At 65.1% G+C, this 19,144-nt stretch carries 20 protein-coding genes; 14 read left to right on the top strand and 6 right to left on the bottom strand.

The window, feature by feature from the left end; all coding sequences use genetic code 11:
* Positions 1–31: 31 nt before the first annotated feature.
* From AC2IR1_RS20015 to AC2IR1_RS19995, 5 genes are all read left to right on the top strand, one after another.
* Positions 32–385: a hypothetical protein gene (locus AC2IR1_RS20015; RefSeq protein ID WP_486473738.1), complete on the top strand. Its 354-nt coding sequence runs from the start codon at positions 32–34 to the stop codon at positions 383–385.
* 311 nt (positions 386–696) lie between these two features.
* On the top strand, positions 697–1,734 hold the full coding sequence (locus AC2IR1_RS20010) for a TRAP transporter substrate-binding protein (protein WP_486473737.1): 1,038 nt from the start codon (positions 697–699) through the stop codon (positions 1,732–1,734).
* A 73-nt stretch (positions 1,735–1,807) separates the two neighbouring features.
* Positions 1,808–2,398 (top strand): TRAP transporter small permease, encoded by a 591-nt coding sequence (locus AC2IR1_RS20005; protein WP_486473736.1) that lies wholly within the window; start codon positions 1,808–1,810, stop codon positions 2,396–2,398.
* Positions 2,395–3,717, top strand: coding sequence for a TRAP transporter large permease (locus tag AC2IR1_RS20000; RefSeq protein WP_486473735.1), 1,323 nt, complete (start codon positions 2,395–2,397; stop codon positions 3,715–3,717). Before AC2IR1_RS20005 ends, AC2IR1_RS20000 begins: the two co-directional genes overlap by 4 nt.
* A gap of 149 nt (positions 3,718–3,866) precedes the next feature.
* Positions 3,867–4,310, top strand: coding sequence for a MarR family winged helix-turn-helix transcriptional regulator (locus AC2IR1_RS19995; RefSeq protein WP_486473734.1), 444 nt, complete (start codon positions 3,867–3,869; stop codon positions 4,308–4,310).
* Positions 4,311–4,426: 116 nt separating this feature from the next.
* Here AC2IR1_RS19995 and AC2IR1_RS19990 read toward each other — a convergent pair whose 3' ends face one another.
* The gene (locus AC2IR1_RS19990) at positions 4,427–5,263 is read right to left on the bottom strand and encodes a 3-oxoadipate:acetyl-CoA acetyltransferase (RefSeq protein WP_486473733.1); all 837 of its coding nucleotides are present in this window, start codon (positions 5,261–5,263) and stop codon (positions 4,427–4,429) included.
* A gap of 199 nt (positions 5,264–5,462) precedes the next feature.
* Here AC2IR1_RS19990 and AC2IR1_RS19985 point away from each other — a divergent pair, with 199 nt between their 5' ends.
* The gene (locus AC2IR1_RS19985) at positions 5,463–6,038 is read left to right on the top strand and encodes a fasciclin domain-containing protein (protein WP_486473732.1); all 576 of its coding nucleotides are present in this window, start codon (positions 5,463–5,465) and stop codon (positions 6,036–6,038) included.
* Positions 6,039–6,133: 95 nt separating this feature from the next.
* On the opposite strand, the gene AC2IR1_RS19980 is transcribed toward AC2IR1_RS19985, so the two are convergent.
* Positions 6,134–6,547, bottom strand: coding sequence for an SH3 domain-containing protein (locus tag AC2IR1_RS19980; protein WP_486473731.1), 414 nt, complete (start codon positions 6,545–6,547; stop codon positions 6,134–6,136).
* A gap of 126 nt (positions 6,548–6,673) precedes the next feature.
* The gene (locus AC2IR1_RS19975) at positions 6,674–8,362 is read right to left on the bottom strand and encodes an acyl-CoA dehydrogenase family protein (protein WP_486473730.1); all 1,689 of its coding nucleotides are present in this window, start codon (positions 8,360–8,362) and stop codon (positions 6,674–6,676) included.
* A 157-nt stretch (positions 8,363–8,519) separates the two neighbouring features.
* On the opposite strand from AC2IR1_RS19975, the gene AC2IR1_RS19970 reads away from it, so the two are divergent.
* Entirely contained in the window at positions 8,520–9,305 is a 786-nt protein-coding gene (locus tag AC2IR1_RS19970) for a sulfite exporter TauE/SafE family protein (RefSeq protein ID WP_486473729.1), read from the top strand.
* Positions 9,306–9,308: 3 nt separating this feature from the next.
* Here AC2IR1_RS19970 and rimK read toward each other — a convergent pair whose 3' ends face one another.
* From rimK to AC2IR1_RS19955, 3 genes are all read right to left on the bottom strand, one after another.
* Positions 9,309–10,691: a 30S ribosomal protein S6--L-glutamate ligase gene (gene rimK / locus AC2IR1_RS19965; RefSeq protein WP_486473728.1), complete on the bottom strand. Its 1,383-nt coding sequence runs from the start codon at positions 10,689–10,691 to the stop codon at positions 9,309–9,311.
* A gap of 144 nt (positions 10,692–10,835) precedes the next feature.
* Complete coding sequence (locus AC2IR1_RS19960) at positions 10,836–11,438, bottom strand: DUF3859 domain-containing protein (protein ID WP_486473727.1); 603 nt, start codon at positions 11,436–11,438, stop codon at positions 10,836–10,838.
* A gap of 59 nt (positions 11,439–11,497) precedes the next feature.
* Positions 11,498–13,096: a phosphoenolpyruvate carboxykinase gene (locus AC2IR1_RS19955; RefSeq protein WP_486473726.1), complete on the bottom strand. Its 1,599-nt coding sequence runs from the start codon at positions 13,094–13,096 to the stop codon at positions 11,498–11,500.
* A 449-nt stretch (positions 13,097–13,545) separates the two neighbouring features.
* Between AC2IR1_RS19955 and AC2IR1_RS19950 the strand changes: the two genes are divergently transcribed.
* The 7 genes from AC2IR1_RS19950 to AC2IR1_RS19920 all read left to right on the top strand — a co-directional run bounded on the left by AC2IR1_RS19950 (position 13,546) and on the right by AC2IR1_RS19920 (position 19,096).
* A complete protein-coding gene (locus tag AC2IR1_RS19950) occupies positions 13,546–14,247 on the top strand; it encodes a response regulator transcription factor (RefSeq protein WP_486473725.1) in 702 nt (233 codons plus the stop codon).
* 12 nt (positions 14,248–14,259) lie between these two features.
* Positions 14,260–15,987 carry a sensor histidine kinase gene (locus AC2IR1_RS19945; protein ID WP_486473724.1) on the top strand — a complete coding sequence of 576 codons (1,728 nt, stop codon included), beginning with the start codon at positions 14,260–14,262 and terminating at the stop codon, positions 15,985–15,987.
* Position 15,988: 1 nt separating this feature from the next.
* On the top strand, positions 15,989–16,423 hold the full coding sequence (locus AC2IR1_RS19940) for an HPr kinase/phosphorylase (RefSeq protein ID WP_486473723.1): 435 nt from the start codon (positions 15,989–15,991) through the stop codon (positions 16,421–16,423).
* Positions 16,424–16,492: 69 nt separating this feature from the next.
* The gene (gene rapZ, locus AC2IR1_RS19935; protein ID WP_486473722.1) at positions 16,493–17,374 is read left to right on the top strand and encodes an RNase adapter RapZ; all 882 of its coding nucleotides are present in this window, start codon (positions 16,493–16,495) and stop codon (positions 17,372–17,374) included.
* 56 nt (positions 17,375–17,430) lie between these two features.
* Positions 17,431–17,829, top strand: a complete 399-nt coding sequence (locus AC2IR1_RS19930) for a PTS sugar transporter subunit IIA (protein ID WP_486476441.1) — start codon at positions 17,431–17,433, stop codon at positions 17,827–17,829.
* A 30-nt stretch (positions 17,830–17,859) separates the two neighbouring features.
* Positions 17,860–18,138 carry an HPr family phosphocarrier protein gene (locus tag AC2IR1_RS19925; RefSeq protein ID WP_486473721.1) on the top strand — a complete coding sequence of 93 codons (279 nt, stop codon included), beginning with the start codon at positions 17,860–17,862 and terminating at the stop codon, positions 18,136–18,138.
* A gap of 70 nt (positions 18,139–18,208) precedes the next feature.
* On the top strand, positions 18,209–19,096 hold the full coding sequence (locus AC2IR1_RS19920; RefSeq protein ID WP_486473720.1) for a lysophospholipid acyltransferase family protein: 888 nt from the start codon (positions 18,209–18,211) through the stop codon (positions 19,094–19,096).
* The last annotated feature ends 48 nt before the right edge of the window (positions 19,097–19,144 follow it).

The raw sequence follows: 19,144 nt of genomic DNA, 5'->3' as shown, positions 1-19,144 counted from the left end.
ATGCACCGGGCCGAGCAGGGTGGGGATCACGATGACGACTTTTCTTCCGAAAGATCTGGCGGAGGGGCTTCAGGAAGCCCAGAAGCTGCGCGCAAAGGCGTCGTCCCGTCTGCGGGTCGAGGCGGACGGCAAGAGCTATCCCGTTCTGAAACGCTGGGAGACCGGTTTTTCCGTGGATACCGACGTCGTGCCGGCCCTGCGGGGCCATGTCGACCTGTTCGAGGGGAGCCGGTTCCTGCTGACCTGCCTGATCGTCGCCTCGGCAGAGGAGCCGGGCGTCATGCGGTACGAGTTCAAATGGGCGACGCCCGCGCGCGACAAGGCGCCGGTGGATTTCCAGCAGGCAGCGGACGCCCCCGTCGCGCTTCTGGGGCGCGCGGACTGACATGGTCTGACGCTGTCGGATCCGACCTTGTCCGGGCGACCGGAGCTGGCCTGCCCTGCTCAAGGGCAGCTGAGGAACAGTTCAGGGACAGGGTCTGACGGTCGGCGCTGATTTTTCTGCAAATAGCGGTCCTTATACGGATAATCGCTTGTTTGACACGGCTGGCGGTGCCTTGCATCCTGCTGTTTCAAGATGCCGCTGGCGGCATCCGGCGTGGCGCCGCAACGGCGTTGAATGGGGGGAGGCGGACCGGGAGGATGGTCCGTTCCAGATGCCGGATCCGACAGGCGGGATCAAAACGGGAGGAAAACATGACCTTGATGAAAGCGGCCCTCAGGGGCCTTGCCGCCTGCACCCTGCTGGCCGGGACCGCTGCGGGCGGTCTGGCGCAGGACGTGACCCTGAAGATGCACTATTTCCTGCCGCCGCAGGCCATCGTGCCGAAAATGGCGTTGGCGGTCTGGGCTGACAAGATCGAGACGGAGAGCGACGGGCGGATCAAGATCCAGCAGTTCCCGTCGATGCAGCTGGGCGGCACCCCGCCGGAGCTGGCCGACCAGGTGATCGACGGCGTGGCCGATATCATCTGGACCCTGCCGGGCTACACCCCGGGCCGCTTCCCTTCGACCGAAGTGTTCGAGCTGCCCTTCATCGCGGCGGGGCCGGAGGCGACCTCCAAGGCGTTCTGGGAGTATTCCCAGACCTACTCCATGGAGGAATTCGAGGGCATGAAGATGCTTGGCCTCTGGGTGCATGGCCCCGGGGTGATCCATTCGGAGGCGCCGGTGACAAGCCCGGCCGATCTGAACGGGGTCAAGCTGCGGGCGCCGTCGCGGGTGACGAACATGTACTTCGGCGCGGTCGGGGCGACGCCCATCGGCATGCCCGTGCCCGCGGTGCCCGAAGCGCTGTCCAAGGGCGTGATCGACGCCACCGTGCTGCCCTGGGAGGTGACGACATCTCTCAAGATTTCCGAACTGGTGTCGAACCACACGGAATTCCCGGGGGAACAGGCGCTTTACGTCGCCACGATGTTCCTGGCGATGAACCAGCGCAGCTATGACCGCCTGCCCGATGATCTGAAGGCGGTGATCGACGCGAATTCCGGGCTGGAGCTGTCCGGTTTCGCGGGCGACGTGATGGCACAGGGGGATGAGGTCGGCAGGCAGCTGGCGGTGGATCACGGCAACAACATCATCCAGCTGACGCCGGAGCAGATCGCGCCCTGGAAGGAAACCGCAGCCGAGGTCGAGGCCACCTGGATCGCCGAGATGGATGCCCGGGGCCTGGACGGCGCGGCGATGGTGGCGGAGGCCAGGGCGCTGATCGCCAAGTACGCGGCCCAGTGAGGCCAGGGTGTGACGCCGGCCATGCGGCGCCCCGGCGGGGCGTCGCGCTACTCCTGTCTGTCCGGAGCGTGATTTGAGATTTCATCCCCTGTTTCTCTGGCTGGCCCGGATCATGGCGATCCTGGGTGGGCTTGTCCTGACGGCGCTGGTTCTGCTGACCGTCGTGTCGGTCACCGGCCGGGCGCTGAACGGCGTGCTGCATCTGAATTGGGTGCAGGCCCTGGCCGCGGGCCCCGCGCAGCGCCTGCTGGACAGCGGGATCGGCCCCGTCCTTGGTGACTTCGAACTGGTGGAGGCGGGCATCGCCTTTACCATCTTCGCCTTTCTGCCGCTGGCCCATGTCAGCGGGGCCCATGCCACGGTCGACCTGTTCACCTCGGTCCTGTCGGAGCGCGTGAACCGCGTTCTGGTGGCGCTGTGGGAGCTGGTCTTCGCGGTGGCGCTGATCGTTATCGCCTGGCGGCTTTACGAAGGGATGCAGGGCAAGATGCGCTACAATGAAACGACCTTCCTGCTGCAATTCCCTGTCTGGTGGGCCTTCGCCGCCTCCTTCGGTGCGGCCAGCGTGGCGGCGGTGGTTGGGACCTATGTCGCGATCGCCCGCCTGGGCGAGGCGATCACCGGCCGGCCCCTGATGCCGGCGGAGCGGGGAGCGGAACAGTGAGCGAATTCGCCATCGGGCTGTGGTCCTTCCCTGTCCTGCTTCTGCTGATCTTCCTTCGCATGCCCATCGGCCTGGCGATGTTCGCCGTGGGCTTCGCGGGGCTGAGCTGGGTCACCGGGGGCACCACGGTCGTTCTTTCCAAGCTGAAGCTGGAGACCTACTCGACCTTTTCCAGCTATTCGCTGTCCATCGTGCCGATGTTCCTTCTGATGGGGCATTTCGCGACCCTGGGCGGGATGAGCCAGGCGCTGTTCCGCGCGGCGGAGGCCTTTCTGGGGCACCGGCGGGGCGGGGTGGCCATGGCGGCGGTCGGGGCCTGTGCCGGGTTCGGGGCCATCTGCGGCAGTTCCCTTGCGACGGCGGCCACGATGAGCCAGGTCGCCCTGCCGGAGCTTCGCCGCTATGGCTATTCCGGTGGTTTTGCCACGGCGACGCTGGCCGCGGGGGGGACGCTGGGCATCCTGATCCCGCCCTCGGTCATCCTGGTGATCTACGCCATCCTGACGGAGCAGAACATCGCCAAGCTGTTCATGGCGGCATTCGTGCCGGGCATCCTGGCGGCGCTTGGCTACATGCTGACCATCATGGTCTATGTCCGGATCAACCCGCGCGCGGCCGGCACGCGGGAGCCGATGCCCATGGCCGACCGGCTGCGCGCCCTGCTGGAGGTCTGGCCGGTGCTTCTGGTCTTCCTGGCAGTCGTCGGCGGGATCTATCTGGGCGTCTTTACCCCGACGGAAGGGGCGGCCGTGGGGGCCTTCGGCACCGGGCTGATCGCCATCGTCAACGGTGGCCTGCGGGGGCGGGCCTGGTTCGAAAGCTTCTACGCCACGGCACGGTCCACCGCGATGATCTTCTTCATCGTGCTGGGGGCAGGGTTCTACAACGGCTTCCTGGCGCTGACGCAGGTGCCGCAGGAACTGTCGCAGTGGGTCGGGGGGCAGGGCTTCAGCCCATGGATGGTCCTGGTGCTCATCCTGCTGCTGTACCTCGTAATGGGCTGCGTGATGGATTCGCTGTCGATGATCCTGCTGACCATTCCGATCTTCTGGCCCATCATCTCTGCGCTCGACTTCGGGATGGACGCTGAAGAAGTGGCAATCTGGTTCGGCATAATCGTGCTTATCGTGGTGGAAGTCGGGCTGATCACGCCGCCGGTGGGGATGAACCTCTTCGTCATAAACTCGATGGACCGGGACACGCCGATATCCCAGACATACAAGGCTGTGATGTACTTCGTGGCATCGGATATCCTCAGGGTTGCATTGCTCGTGGCCTTCCCGGGACTCTCGCTCTTCCTCCTCAGACTGGTGTACTGAGGGCCTGATCCCTGCCGTTGCGGGGGGCGCGGGGGTTCCGCGCTGCGGCATTGGTCTTTACCATGCGGCAGGGAAGGTTGCGTGCGAGGAGGCTACGTTTGGCCAGCAGAATTACGAGCGATTCCGGGGGCATTTCCGAGGACAGGGAAATGCATCTGCGCCGCCTGACGGGGCCGGCGCTGAAGCGGATACACCACCTTGTTCAGTCCGAGGTTGGGCGAGAGCTGGAACCGCTCGGCCTGCGGGGGGCGACCTATGCCGCCCTGTCGGTGATCTGTGACCGGCCCGGCCTGCGTCTGAGCCAGCTGGCGGAACTGCTGGGCGCCGAGAAGTCCAATACCGTGGTGACTGTGGAAACGCTGGAAGCCGCGGGCCTGATCCAGCGCGAACGCGAGGCGCAGGATCGTCGTGCCCTGGCGCTGCGGCCAACCCAGGCGGGGCGCGCGCTTTGTGCGCGGGCCAATCGCCTGGTGGCGGCACAGGAGGATCACGCGTTGAAGTCCCTCACCACGCGAGAGCGGGCGCGCCTTTTGAGCCTGCTTCGCAAGATCGACCCGCCGAAGGGTGGGCCCTCCGGCGGTGGCCTGCCCTGAGCCTGCCCTGGATTCCGTCCCGGTGAGGGGGATCGCTGCGGACACCGCCGAAGCGGTGCCGCAACCGGGGGCCGGGCCATCAGGTGTCAGGTCTTCACCTGTCAGGCCGCTGCGTGTCAGGCGGTCAGGGGAATATCCAGGATCTCCCGCGCCTGTTGCCAGGTGGCGACGGGGCGTTCGTATTTCTCGCACAGGGCGGTGACACGGGACACCAGGGCCGCGTTCGACGGTGCAAGGGTGGTCTTGTCGAGGCGGATGTTGTCCTCCAGCCCGCAGCGGGCATGCCCCCCGGATTCCACGACCCATTCGTTCAGCGTGATCTGCCCGGCGCCAATGCCGGCGGCGCACCATTCGCTGTCGGGGAGCAGGCGCTTCATCGTCGCGCGGTAGTAGTCGAAGACATCGCGGTCGATCGGCATGGCGTTCTTTACCCCCATGACGAACTGCACGTAGGGCGACTTCACCAGGCGCCCGTCGGCGTACATCTTCGCGGCTTGATGGATGTGGGACAGGTCGAAGGCCTCGATCTCCGGCCGGACGCCGTAGGTCTTCATCTCCGAGGCGAGCCAGTCGACCAGATCCGGCGGGTTCTCGTAAACGCGGGTGGGGAAGTTGTTGGATCCGACGGAGAGAGAGGCCATGTCCGGCTTCAGCGGCAGCATGCCACCGCGCGTCTGACCCGCGCCGGAACGTCCGCCGGTGGAAAACTGGATGATCATCCCGGGGCAGTGCTTTTCCACGCCCTCCTTCAGGGCCGCGAATTTTTCCGGGTCCGAGGACGGGGTTTCGTCGTCGTTGCGGACGTGGGCATGGACGATCGTCGCGCCCGCCTCGAAGGCTTCCTGGGTGGATTCGATCTGTTCGGTCACGGTCACGGGGACCGCCGGATTATCGCTCTTGCGGGGCAGCGAGCCGGTGATGGCGACGCAGATGATGCAGGGTTTGGGATCCATGAAAGCAGTTAGGCGCCGGGTGGGAAAACTTGTCAACACGGCTGATCGGAGGGGTTCGCGGAGCGGACTTCACAACCGGGTCACGCAGCCGTGACTCAGAAAGCGGCAATGAAACTGAACCGCGGTGGGAAAGGGCCCGTAACCCCATCAACGCGAAGGAAGTGACCAACGCGTTTAACCAGTAACTGGAGGAATGAAGATGAAAAAGATCCTGACCCTTGGTGCCGCCATTGTTGCCCTGTCCACCGCGCCGGTCCTGGCCGACGACCACATGTCCGGTGAAAACCCGATGGTTGGCGGTGCAGAGATGTTCGCCGACAAGACCATCGCCGAGAATGCTTCCGCTGCGCCGAACCTGACCACTCTGGTTGCTGCGGTGAAGGCTGCGGGCCTGGTGGACACCCTGATGGGCGACGGCCCCTTCACCGTGTTCGCGCCGACCAATGATGCCTTCGGCATGATCGACGATGCATCGCTCGAAGCCCTGCTGAAGCCGGAGAACAAGGACCAGCTGACGCAGATCCTGACCTGCCACGTCGTGGCGGCCGAAGCGTTTTCGACCGACATCGCTGGCATGATCGAAGATGATGGCGGTATGCACACGGTTCCGACCGTCGGCGGTTGCCAGCTGGAAGCCTACATGGAAGACGGCGAACTGAAGCTGAAGGATGAGAACGGCCGCGTCGCGACCGTGACCACGGCGGATGTCGATCAGTCGAATGGCGTCGTGCATGTCATCGACCGCGTGATCCTGCCCGCGGGCCAGGCTGGCTGATCCCCGGATCATCGCTCTGTCAGGAGCATGCGCCCCGCCGGAGACCGGCGGGGCGTTTTCCTTTGTCGGGCCCGGAGGTCAGCCCTGTCTGCAGGTCAGCCCGGCATGTAGGTGATCCCGGCGGCGGGGATCCAGCCCTGGCGCGGGGCGGCAACCTGCCGCTTTGTCCGGGCGCCGCAGACTTCGCGGTTGTGCCCGTAGACGATACCGGCCCAGGCCCCGCGGTATTCGAAGACCAGGAAGGTGTCGCCGTGGGAAAGCTCCTGGCGCACGCGGTATTCCATGCCCGGCCCGCCGCGCACCGTCAGCAGGCCGTCGCCCCGGCCGCTTTCATCGACGTAGACGGCGGGGCTGCAGTTGCGTCGCGCCTCGCTGGGAAATTCGTAGACGGGTTCGTCGGCGGGGCCTGTCAGCCCTTCGATGGCGGCCGCGCGCACCACCAGGGCTGCCGTTGCACCTGAAAAGCCGAGAACGCAGAGCACGGCGATCATCGTGGACGTTTGCGGCATTGCACTCTCCGGGCGGGGAAGCCGCCGGGGACAGCACTAGGGCCAGGAAAGGGTCACGTCACATGAATTCCCCAAGGCATTCGTCACGAAATTGAAGGAGCGGCCCGCAACGAGCAGGCCGCCGGATCAGGCCAGAAGGCGGCGGGCGATGACCTGGGCCTGGATTTCAGCGGCCCCTTCGAAGATCGACAGGATCCGCGCATCGCAAAGCAGGCGGGAGGCCACGTATTCCAGCGCGAAACCATTGCCGCCGTGGATCTGCAGCGCATTGTCGGCGCAGGCCCATGCAATGCGCGCGCCCAGCAATTTTGCCATGCCCGCTTCCAGGTCGCAGCGACGATCGTGATCCTTCTCGTAGGCGGCGAAATAGGTCAGCTGTCGCGCCACCATGATTTCCACGGCCATCATCGCCAGCTTGCCCGAGACACGGGGAAACTGCGCCAGCGGCCCGCCGAAAGCCTTCCGGTCGAGCGCATATTGCAGGCCGGTGTCGAGGGCAGCCTGGGCCACGCCGATCGCGCGGGCGGCGGTCTGGATGCGCGCGGATTCGAAGGTCTGCATGAGCTGCTTGAAGCCCTTGCCCTCTTCCCCGCCGAGAAGGTTTTCGCCCTTCACGTGGAAGCCGTCGAAGCCGAGCTCGTATTCCTTCATGCCGCGATAGCCCAGGACCTCGATCTCCCCGCCGGTCATGCCGGGCGTGGGGAAGGGGTCTTCGTCGGTGCCGGGGGTCTTCTCGGCCAGGAACATCGACAGGCCGGTGTGATCGGTCGTGTCGGGGTTTGTCCGGGCGAGGACCGTCATCACGTGGGTGCGGGCAGCGTGGGTGATCCAGGTCTTGTTGCCCGTGATCCGGTAGTCGCCATCGTCCCCCTTCGTCGCGCGGGTGCGCAGGGCGGCCAGGTCGGACCCGGTGTTGGGTTCGGTGAAGACCGCCGTGGGCAGGATCTCCCCGGAGGCCAGGACGGGCAGCCACTTTTCCTTCTGGGCGTCGGTGCCACCGCAAAGGATCAGCTCTGCCGCGATCTCGCTGCGCGTGCCCAGGGAGCCCACGCCGATATACCCGCGAGAGAGTTCTTCGGAGACCACGACCATGGAGGCCTTGGACAGGCCGAAGCCGCCGTATTCCTCTGGAATGGTCAGGCCGAAGACGCCCATTTCGGCCAGCTCCTCGATCACCGACATCGGGATCAGTTCGTCCTTCAGGTGCCATTCATGGGCGAAGGGGGCGACCTTTTCGGCCGCGTAACGGCGGAACTGGTCGCGGATCATCTCCAGCTCCTCGTCCAGGCCGGTGGCGCCGAAGAGACCGGCGCCCTGCCGTTCGATCATCAGCTCCGCCAGGCGGGCGCGGGCAGACTGGCTGTTGCCGTTGGCAATCAGTGTGGCCACGGCGCCGGAGGTGAAACGGATCGCGCTATCGGCGGGCAGGCCCAGGTCATGCAGGCGCACGATTTCCTGCTGGGACATCTGGATGCCACCGGCGATCTGCCCCAGGTATTCGCCGAAGGCGATCTGGTGGATCAGGCTCTCCAGCTCTCCGAACTGGCCATCGGCAGAGAGTTTTTCCGCCCAGGCCTGCATCTGGCGGAGGGCCTCCACGTAGGTTGCGAGCCAGGCAAGGCCGTGGGTTGCGGTCTGTTCCGCCTCCACCGGGCGAGCGGACACGCGCCCCTCTCTCACGACGCGGTCGCGCACGGTGTCGCGGGCCGCGGACAGGACATCTTCCGCCGGGGAAATGGCGGCGGCTGTCAGGGTCAGCAGATCGGGCAGAATGGCGCTTTCGGTCATCATCGGGTCCTGTCCGTCGTGGGGCATGGGACTGCCTCCTCCTCCAAGGCTCATCTCTCTGCCAGTGACATAGCCATTTTGCAGTTGCAGCGCAATATGTTTGCGCAAAATGACACCTGTAGGATTTAAAATTACGTAACGGATTTTTCTCGTGGCAGGGGCACGGGCGGTGTAGGGATCGGGAATGATGGAATTTTTCCAGATCCTCGGACTGCCGGACCTGAGCGCTGCCGCCTGGGTCGCAATCTGCTGCGTCGCTTTGCTGGCGGGGCTGGTGAAGGGCATGGTGGGATTCGCCATGCCAATGATCATGGTGTCGGGGCTGGGCAGCATCGTCGGGCCGGACTGGGCCCTGGCCGGGCTGATCCTGCCGACCTTGGTGACCAATGGCTGGCAGGCGCTGCGCGCAGGTCCGCGTGCGGCCTGGGAGGTCGTGAAGCGGTTCCGGCTGTTCCTGGCGGTCGCCTTCGTGGCGCTGATGGCTTCGGCGCAACTTGTCAGCGTGCTGCCCCAGGGCCTGATGCTGCTGATGATCGGCGGGCCGATCGTGCTGTTCGCGGTGACGCAACTGATGGGGCGGCAGCTGCGGCTTGGGCATCCGCCAAGGCGCAGCGTGGAATTCGGGGTGGCGCTGTTTGCCGGCTTCATCGGCGGGTTTTCCGGCGTTTGGGGGCCGCCCACCGTGGCCTACCTGACTGCGCTGGAAACGCCCAAGCGGGAGCAGGTGCAGATCCAGGGCGTGATCTATGGGCTGGGCGCCGTGTCCCTGCTGTTCGCGCACCTGGGATCGGGCGTGCTGCGGGCCGAAACGCTGCCCTTTTCGCTGATCATGGTGCCGCTCGCGCTGGTCGGCATGTGGGCCGGGTTCCGCCTGCATGACAGGATCGACCAGACCACCTTCCGCCGCGCCACGCTGGTGGTGCTGCTGGTGGCCGGTCTGAACCTGATGCGGCGCGCGCTGATCGTCTGATCGTCAGCTCTTGCGACGGCTGCGCGGCGAACGCGGGGCGACCTTTGCCTCGATATGCTGGATCACGAGAGCGGCGATGTCCTTGCGCGAACATTTCTCGATCCCTTCGAGCCCGGGGGAGGAGTTGACCTCCAGCACCTTGGGCCCGTCGTCGCCACGCAGCAGGTCGACTCCCGCGAAATCGAGCTTCATCGCACGGGCTGCGCGAAGGGCGGTGTCGCGTTCGGTCTTGGTGATCCGCACCGGTTCGGCCGTGCCGCCCTGGTGCAGGTTGGACCGGAAGTCATCGGGCGCGCCACGACGGCGCATGGCGGCGACCACCTTGCCGCCGACGACGAGGCAGCGGATATCCTCCCCCGCGGCTTCCTTGACGAAGCTTTGCACCAGGAAGTCGGCCTTCAGGCCCCGGAAGGCAGAGATCACCGATTCAGCCGCCTTCTTGGTTTCCGCCAGGACGACCCCCTTGCCCTGGGTGCTTTCGAGCAGCTTCAGCACAAGGGGCGCCCCGCCGACCAGTTCGATCACGTTGATCGAATCCTTCGGGCTGCGTGCGAAGGCCGTGGTGGGCATGCCGATGCGATGCCGTGCAAGGATCTGGTGCGCGTGCAGCTTGTCCCGGGACATGGCGATGCCTTCGGAACCGGCCAGGGAGTAGGTGCCCATGCTTTCGAACTGGCGCACGACGGAGGTGCCGTAGTTCGTGATGGAGGCCCCGACGCGCGGGATCACCGCGTCGTAGTGCGGCAGGCGGCGCCCGTCGTAGTGCACTTCGGCCCCGACCGCGCGGATGTTCATGTAGCAGCGGGAGGTGTCGATGACTTCCAGCGTATGGCCGTGCTTTTCGGCGGCCTCGATCAGGCGCCCGGTCGAGTAGTTGCCGGGTTCACGGGTCAGGATCGCCAGGCGCAGGGCGCGGCGGTGTTTCTTCAGGCGCGGGGTGTCCTGGTAAGCCTCGTAGGACAGCGGCGGCTGGCAGCAGCTTTGCGCGGGGGAGACGATCATGTCTTCGGCAATGGCCGAACGCCCCAGCAGCATGCGGTAGGCCATGGACCCGCGATCGGTCAGGGTCACTTCGATCGGCCAGGTGCGATCGCCCATGGTGACCTGCGTTTCGATCACGAAGCGCAGCTCGGTCTCTCCGTTGGAGGAGGTGATCTCCCGGCGGTCCTTCAGCGGTGCGGAGCAGATGATCTCCAGCGACTCGTCGGACGGGTCCGGGTGGATGGCGAAGCGCACCATAGGCTTTTCGGCGGTGCCGAAGGGTTCGATGGCGAAGGCATGCAGGGCCGATGTCTTCGCGCCGGTGTCCACCTTGGCGCGGATCGCCGGCAGGCCGAGATCGGGGAGGGAGAGCCATTCTTCCCAACCAAGAGTGAACTGCGCCATATGTGCTCCTTTCCGGACCGAGGCCTGTTCGCGGGATGTATGCCCCACCTGTAACGGCGCCATAAAGGAGGGGTGGGGCCGGGTGCAATGGCCCATTCGGAGAGGCGGCGGGAGAGAGGCGCAGCCCGCGCCCGGCGCCGGCCGTCAGGAGACGAAGGTATCGCCGAAGCAAAGGTCGATGGCGTCGGGGGCGGCCATCGGCGGCACCACCTCGAAGCTTTGCCGCATCAGGACCTCGTCGTTCTTCAGCACCTCGAATGTCCAGGTGCCGGTGACCAGTTCACGTTCGAATTCGAAATTGAAACTGCGCACGCCCCAGTTGGTGGACAGGCCCGGGTCCCAGCTTTCGCGGGTGACCTGGCGAGGGCCGATGGGCGGATGGCTGACGATGAAGGTGTAGATGCCGGGTTCCGTGCCCTCTGCAAGGCGGATGCGCACGCCGAAGGAAATGCCCAGGTAGGCAGGCACCAGGCGGCTGGAGGTCACGAGTTCCGGGTTGCCTTCGGTCAGCAGGATGTAGCCCGATTCCGTGTTGGGCGCGGGTTCCTTGCTGACGTGTTCCGTGGGGCAGTAGATGCCGGCCTGGTCCAGTTCGATCGGGGAGAGGGCGATGTCGCCCGGGAAGGGGGAGGTGACCTCCGCCCGCAGGCCGACAGGCTGGCAGAGCAGCGCCAGGGCGGCCAGCAGCGCCCCGACCCTGCCGACCCCGACCCGGCCGACCCGGTGGCGGCGGGGCAGATGCGGCAACGCCCCGCCGGAACCGGCAGGGCGTCTTTTCGAAAGGGATCGCAGGATCGCCAACTCCGTCAGCCGATCGCGGCGGCTTTCACATCGTCGTCGATGTAGGGGATGTACTGTTCGAAGTTCTCGGAGAACATGCCCACCAGCTTGGCGGCCTGCGCATCGTAGGCGGCTTCGTCTTCCCAGGTGCGGCGCGGATCCAGCAGGACATCGGCCACGCCCGGCACGGAGACCGGAACCTCGAAGCCGAAGTTGGCGTCCTTGCGGAACTCTGCCTCGTTCAGCGAGCCGTCCAGCGCTGCGGTCAGCAGGGCGCGGGTGGCGCGGATCGGCATGCGGGAGCCGGTGCCATAGGCGCCGCCGGTCCAGCCGGTGTTCACCAGCCAGCAGGTTGCGCCGTGCTTGGCGATCTTGTCGCGCAGCAGGTTGCCGTACTCTTCCGGACGACGCGGCATGAAGGGCGCGCCGAAGCAGGTGGAGAAGGTCGGGATCGGTTCCACGACGCCACGTTCGGTGCCCGGGGTCTTGGAGGTGAAGCCGGACAGGAAGTGGTACATCGCCTGCGCGGGCGTCAGGCGGCTGATCGGGGGCAGCACGCCATAGGCGTCGCAGGTCAGCAGGATGATGTTCTTCGGGTGACCGCCAAGCGCGGTGTCCGACGCGTTGGAGATATACTCCAGCGGGTAGGCGCAGCGCATGTTCTGGGTCAGGCTGTCGTCCTCGAAGTCGAGCTCGAAGGTCTCTTCGTCGTAGACCATGTTCTCGATCACCGTGCCGAACATGGAGCAGGTGGCGTAGATTTCCGGCTCTGCCTCGGCGGAGAGGTTGATGGTCTTGGCGTAGCAGCCGCCTTCGAAGTTGAAGGTGCCGCGGTCGGACCAGCCATGTTCGTCGTCACCGATCAGCACGCGGGACGGGTCGGCCGACAGGGTCGTCTTGCCGGTGCCCGACAGGCCGAAGAAGATCGCGGTGTCGACGGGGTTGCCCTTGGCGTGGTTGGCCGAGCAGTGCATCGGCATCACGCCCTTGTCGGGCAGCATGTAGTTGAGCAGGGTGAAGACCGACTTCTTGTTCTCGCCGGCGTATTCGGTGCCGCCGATCAGGATGATCTTCTTGGCGAAGTTCAGCGCGATGACGGTTTCGGACTTGCAGCCGTGCTTGGCGGGATCCGCCTGGAAGCTGGGGCAGTTGATGATGGTGAAGTCGGACACGTAGGCGTCCAGCGACTCCCGCGAGGGGCGGCGCAGCAGGTGCCGGATGAACAGGTTGTGCCAGGCCAGTTCGGAGACGACGCGGACGTTGATCGAATAGGCCGGGTCGGCGCCACCGATGAGATCCTGCACGAAGTAGTCCTTGCCCTTCATGTGCGCCAGCATGTCGGCATGCAGCACGTCGAAGGCTTCGGGGGACATTTCGGCGTTGTTTTCCCACCAGATCTTCTCGGCCACGTCGGGGGTCTTCACGACGTGTTTGTCCTTCGGGGAACGGCCGGTGTACTTGCCGGTGGTGACGAGGAAGGTGCCCCCCTTGCCGAGCTTGCCTTCTTCCTTCTTGAGGGCGGCTTCGATCAGCGCGGGCTCCATAAGGTTGTAATAGACATTGCCGAGCCCTTCGATCCCCTGATCTTCGAGCCGGAAGTGCGGGTTCACCCGTCCAAATGCCATATCTAACACTCCTGTAGCCGCGTAGGTGCGGCAGTCCTCCAATCCGTCGCCGTCCTAATTTACATCCAAAGATGCAGGCGGCGGAACCGGGGCGGGACGCCTCGATATCTGGCCTCTTATCACGTCGCATTTGAAAGTGAACAGGGCGACGGGGGAGGTTAGCGCAACCATTTCCCGTTTAGCGCAACCACTTGCCGTCCATTGCTCAACCGGCGGCAGGTCTCTGCGGTGCAAGGAAAATTTCAGGCCATCCTAAGACATTTTCGCCACATTTCTGCCGCAGGCCCGGAACGATTCGCGTTTCTGGATTGCCTGAACCGTGCGGACAGGAGAGTATTGCGGCAAAATCATGTCGATAAGACTCCTTTACAGGCCACAAGGACGCGGCCCCTTCGCGGGGCACAGACGGTACCGGGCCGGGGCAGAGAGCAGTACTGAAGGGAAACACCATGTCCAAGATCGCGCTCGTGGACGATGACCGAAACATCCTGACATCGGTCGCCATCACGCTCGAGGCCGAAGGGTTCGAGGTGGAAACCTACTCCGACGGCCAGGCCGCGCTCGAGGCCTTCAACAAGGCCCTGCCGGACATGGCCGTACTGGACATAAAGATGCCCCGCATGGACGGCATGGACCTGTTGCAGCGGCTGCGGCAGAAGACGACGATGCCGGTGATCTTCCTGACCTCGAAGGATGACGAGATCGACGAGGTCCTGGGCCTGCGCATGGGCGCCGACGACTACGTCAAGAAGCCCTTCAGCCAACGCCTTCTGGTGGCCCGGATCCGCGCCCTGCTGCGCCGGCAGGAAGCCCAGTCGGGTGAGGTCGTGGCCGAAACGGACGATACCAAGGTGATGGAGCGTGGCCATCTGCGCATGGATCCGCTGCGCCACTCGGTCACCTGGAAGGGCCAGGACGTGACCCTGACCGTGACCGAATTCCTTCTGCTGCAAGCCCTTGCACAGCGCCCCGGCTTCGTGAAGAGCCGGGATCAGCTGATGGACGTGGCCTATGACGATCAGGTTTACGTCGATGACCGGACCATCGACAGCCACATCAAGCGGCTCCGCAAGAAGCTTCGCTCGGTCGACCAGGAGTTCTCCGCCATCGAGACACTCTACGGGATCGGGTATCGTTACAACGAAGAGTAACGGATACCGTCCATGGCGCTCGCCGAAAGGATCAGCTTGCAGGACGATACCTCCAGGGCAAAACGACGCGGCGCGGGACGACGCGGCGATGTCGTGCTGGGGGAGGAGTTCGTCGCACCGGGGACGGTCGTGGACGAGGAGTTCCGCGAACGCCGCGAAAGGCGTGGCCTTTTCGCGCTGAAGGCCTCGCCCCTCACCCGCAAGATCATCATCTTCAACCTTATTGCGTTGAACGTCCTCGTGGCGGGGATCCTCTATCTGAATTCCTCTCGCGAAAGCCTGCTGACGCAGCGCCAGGAAGCGCTGGTGAGCGAGGCCGACCTGGTCGCCGATGTCTTCGAGGCGCAGATCGCCCCGGGGGCAGAGGTCGACTTGCGGGGAAGCCGTGGCGTGGACGTGGCCGGCACCCTGTCCGGGCTCGACCTGCGGTCGGGGCTGACGTTGATGGTCTTCGATGCCGAGGGCAACCTGGTGGCCCGCCGTTCCGGCGCCGCGCCTGACCCCTCGCCGGATCACACGCCGACCTATGTCACCGATTTCCTGACGACCGTGTGGAACGGTTTCGCTTCGGTCTTTTCTTCGGGGCGGGTGCCGCAGCCTACCACGAGCGTGGAGGAAGAGGCACGACGCCTGATTTCCGCGAATGGAACGGACGGGCAGGAGACATCGACCGCGCGCGGAGACGAGGGGCGTTTCCACACGGCCCTGACGCCGATCGAGGCGAACGGCAGTGTCGTGGGGGCCATCGCCCTGGCCGGCAGCGTCGGAGAGATCGACCTGATGGTGCGGCAGGAGCGTGAGAGGGTGCTGCAGATGTTCATCATCGCCACGCTCGTGTCCGTCGGGCTCAGCCTGGTGCTGGCATCCACCATTGCGAACCCGCTGTCGGACCTCGCTGCCGCGGCAGAGCTTGGGGGAGACCGGGGCAATTCCCGGCCCAAGCCGTCGCGGGTCAGGATCCCCGATCTGACGGCGCGACCGGATGAAATCGGTCGGCTGTCAGGGGCGCTGCGCGGGATGGTTTCCGCACTTTACGACCGGATCGACGCAAACGAACAGTTCGCCGCAGACGTGGCGCATGAAATCAAGAACCCGCTGGCCAGTCTGCGGTCCGCCGTGGGGACCCTGCGGGTGGCGAAGCGCGACGATCAGCGAGAGCAGCTGATGGATGTGATCGAACACGATGTCCGGCGCCTCGACCGGCTGGTGAGCGACATTTCGAACGCCTCGCGGCTCGACAGTGAGCTGGTGAAGGAAGAGGAAGAGGAATTCGACGTCCTGCGCATGCTGGGCAGCCTGACGGATTACCTGGGCGAACAGGCGGCGGGCAAAGGCATCGACTTCATCACCGACCTGCCGGACGAAAAGCTGGTGCTGAGCGGCCTGGAAGCGCGGCTGGCGCAGGTCTTCGTCAACCTGATCACCAATGCGATTTCCTTCTGCGAGGAAGGCGACGCGATCCGGGTCTGGGCGCGTCGGCGCGAAAATCGCGTGCTGATCGTGGTGGAGGACACCGGCCCGGGCATCCCGGACCAGTCGCTGCAGAAGATCTTCAAGCGCTTCTACTCGCACCGGCCCGCGTCGGACTTCGGCAACAACTCCGGCCTTGGCCTGGCGATTTCCAAGCAGATTGTCGAAGCCCATGGCGGCGTCATCTGGGCGGAAAACATCCGGCCCACGGATGCCGACATCACCTCCGACCCGCTGGGGGCGCGTTTCGTCGTCGGCCTGCCGATCTGAGATGGCGGAGGAAGACAGCGGCCCCCGGGTGATCCACGCAAGCTGCGTCGCGGTCTGCGGGCGGGCGGTTCTGATCACCGGCGCATCGGGCAGTGGCAAGTCCTCCCTCGCGCTGGAAATGCTGTCGCGCGGGGCGCTGCTGGTCGCGGATGACCGGACCGTGGTGGAACGGCAGGGGACGGTGATCCTGGCCTCGGTGCCGCCGACGCTGGAGGGAATGATCGAGGCGCGTGGCGTGGGGATTCTGGGGGCGAAACCCGCCGGTCCGACGCCGATTGCCCTGGTGGTCGATCTTGACACACCCGAGGATGCACGGCTCCCGCCGCAGCGCAGCACGAATTTGCTGGGGGTTTCCTTAACCTTCCTTCACAATAGTGGAACCGCAGCGTTCGCTGCGGCGATTCTGCAATATCTGCGTGAAGGACGTCGCGCGTAGGCACGCGTTGCGCGATCTTTTGCCAACCCTTCAAGACCGACGGCAGCCATGGCCACCGCCGAAGATCAGATGAGACAGAGCCCACGCCTCGTCCTCGTGACAGGGCCGTCCGGCGCTGGCCGCTCCACCGCGATCCGCGTGCTGGAGGATCTCGGCTTCGAGGCGATCGACAACCTGCCGCTGTCGCTGCTGCCGCGCCTGCTGGAAGGGCCGCCGCTGGAACGGCCCCTGGCCCTGGGGCTGGATACCCGCAATCGCGATTTTTCCACCACGGCCCTGATCGAGGCGCTGGATTCCCTGCGTCAGATCAAGGGGGTGCCGCTGGAGCTGCTCTACCTGGATGCGCGCGCCGACGTCCTGTCGCGCCGCTACAGCGAGACCCGCCGCCGCCACCCCATGGCCCCGGGAGAGACCCCCGAGGATGGCATCATGCGGGAGTTCGACCTTCTGGGGCCGATCCGGGCCCGGGCCGATGTGCTGATCGACACCTCGGAGATGACCGTCCATGACCTGCGGGCGGAGGTGGACAGCCACTTCGCCCCGGAAGAGGGCCAGGGCCTGGCGGTTTCGCTGCATTCCTTCAGCTACAAGCGGGGCCTGCCGCGGGGAATCGACATGGTCTTCGACGTGCGTTTCCTGGCGAATCCCTACTGGGAGCCGTCCCTGCGGGCCTTCGACGGCACGGACGAGCGGGTTCAGGCCTATGTTTCGGCCGATCCCCGCTACAAACCCTTCCTCGAAAAGGTCACCGACCTCACGCTGATGCTGCTTCCTGCCTATATAGATGAAGGCAAGGCGCATCTTTCCATCGGATTCGGCTGTACCGGCGGTCAACACCGTTCCGTCACTTTGGCCGAAAGCCTTGGTCGGGCCCTTGCGGAGGCCGGCTGGCAAGTGTCAATTAGGCATCGCGAACAGGAACGGCGCAAAGCCGGGGAGGCGCCTCGATGAGAATCGATGCCGCTCCGGGCGCGCAGGATAAGCAGAGACCCAAGGGAACACCCGCCTTGATCGGAATTGTCATCGTCGCACATGGCGGGCTGGCCCGGGAGTACAAGGCAGCGGTTGAGCATGTCGTCGGCCCCCAGCCTGGCATCACCGCCATTTCGATCGACGTAAACTGCGACCGCTCCGGCAAGGAGCTGGAAATCTGCACGGCGGCCAACGAGGTCGACCAGGGGCAGGGCGTCGTCGTGGTCACCGACATGTTCGGCGGCTCCCCCAGCAACCTGTCCCTGCTGGCCTGTCGACCGGACGATCGGCGCATTCTCTATGGTGTGAACCTTCCGGCCTTGATCAAGTTGGCAAAATCGCGGCATAAATCGCTCCCGGAGGCGGTGCGTGTCGCGACGGAAGCGGGGCGCAAGTACATCGACAGCCGGAACCTGAGTGCAGGGCCTTCCTGAGCACCGGCCGAGTGACGGAATGGGACGGGTATGAGCGCAGCTGTGACACGGCATTTTGACATCATCAACGAGAAGGGGCTTCACGCCCGGGCTTCCGCCAAGTTCGTGGAGGTCGTCGAAGCCTTCGACGCGCATGCGGAGGTCAGCCGCGACGGCATGTCCACCGGCGGCGACTCGATCATGGGCCTTTTGATGTTGGCAGCCGGGAAGGGAAGCACTATTGAGGTTGAAACCTCGGGTCCCGATGCCGATGCCCTTGCCGATGCTCTAGAGCGACTCGTGGCGGACCGCTTCGGGGAAGATATGTAGCGACGGAACTTCTGACAGACCGCGTAATACCCCAAGCCTTGCGCGGAAGACGACGGACAGGTGACTTTCAGTGGTAGACTCGACAGAAAATCATGTCACGCGTGCCCAGGTTGCGCATGACCCGGTCGCCTACACAAAGTACGACCGGCGCTCGCTGACCTATTCCAACACCTTCGACAACCCGTTCCAGCGGAACGCGATCCTGGGCATGGAATGGCTGACCGGCAAGCTGACCATCCTGCGCCTGATCCGGAAGTTCGAACGTCAGGGCGCGCCGCAGGGCCAGGCCTTCTGGAAGGCTTGTCTGGACGTGATGGGCATTCCCGTCGTCACCCCCGAAGAGCAGCTGCAGAAGATCCCGAGCGACGGTCCGGTCGTGGTCGTCGCGAACCACCCGCACGGGATGGTGGACGGGATGATCCTGGCGGAGCTGGTGGGCCGCCGGCGGCTCGATTACAAGATCCTGACGCGCTCGGTGCTGACCGGCATCGACGAGGTCGCCTCCTCCTACATGATCCCTGTGCCCTTCCCCCACGATCCGGAAGCGCAGAAGAAGATGATCGAGATGCGGGCCAAGGCGATGGCGCATCTGAAGGAAGGGGGCCTGGTGGCGCTCTTCCCGTCGGGCGTGGTTGCTGCCTCCGAAACCTATTTCGGCCCGGCGATCGAAGCGGAATGGAACGTCTTCACCGCGCAGATGATCCGCCGGTCGGGCGCACGGGTGGTGCCGATTCATTTCACCGGCGGCAACTCCCGCTGGTATCACGTTGCCAACAAGCTGTCGGCCACGCTGCGGCAGGGGCTGCTGATCCACGAGATCGTCCATTCCCTGAACAAGGCGCAGGCCCCGATCGTGGGCGATGTGGTGGACGAAGGGCACATGGCGCTTCTGCAGAAGGATCCGCGCGGGTTCATGGCCTGGCTGCGCGAACATACCCTGTCTCTCAGCACGGTCTGACCCGGGCCGCGCATGCATCTGCACGAAGAGCCGCCCCCGGGGCGGCTT

It is taken from the genome of Pseudooceanicola sp. NS-SX8 (genome assembly GCF_057380755.1).
This window is presented reverse-complemented; position numbering and strand designations above follow the sequence as displayed.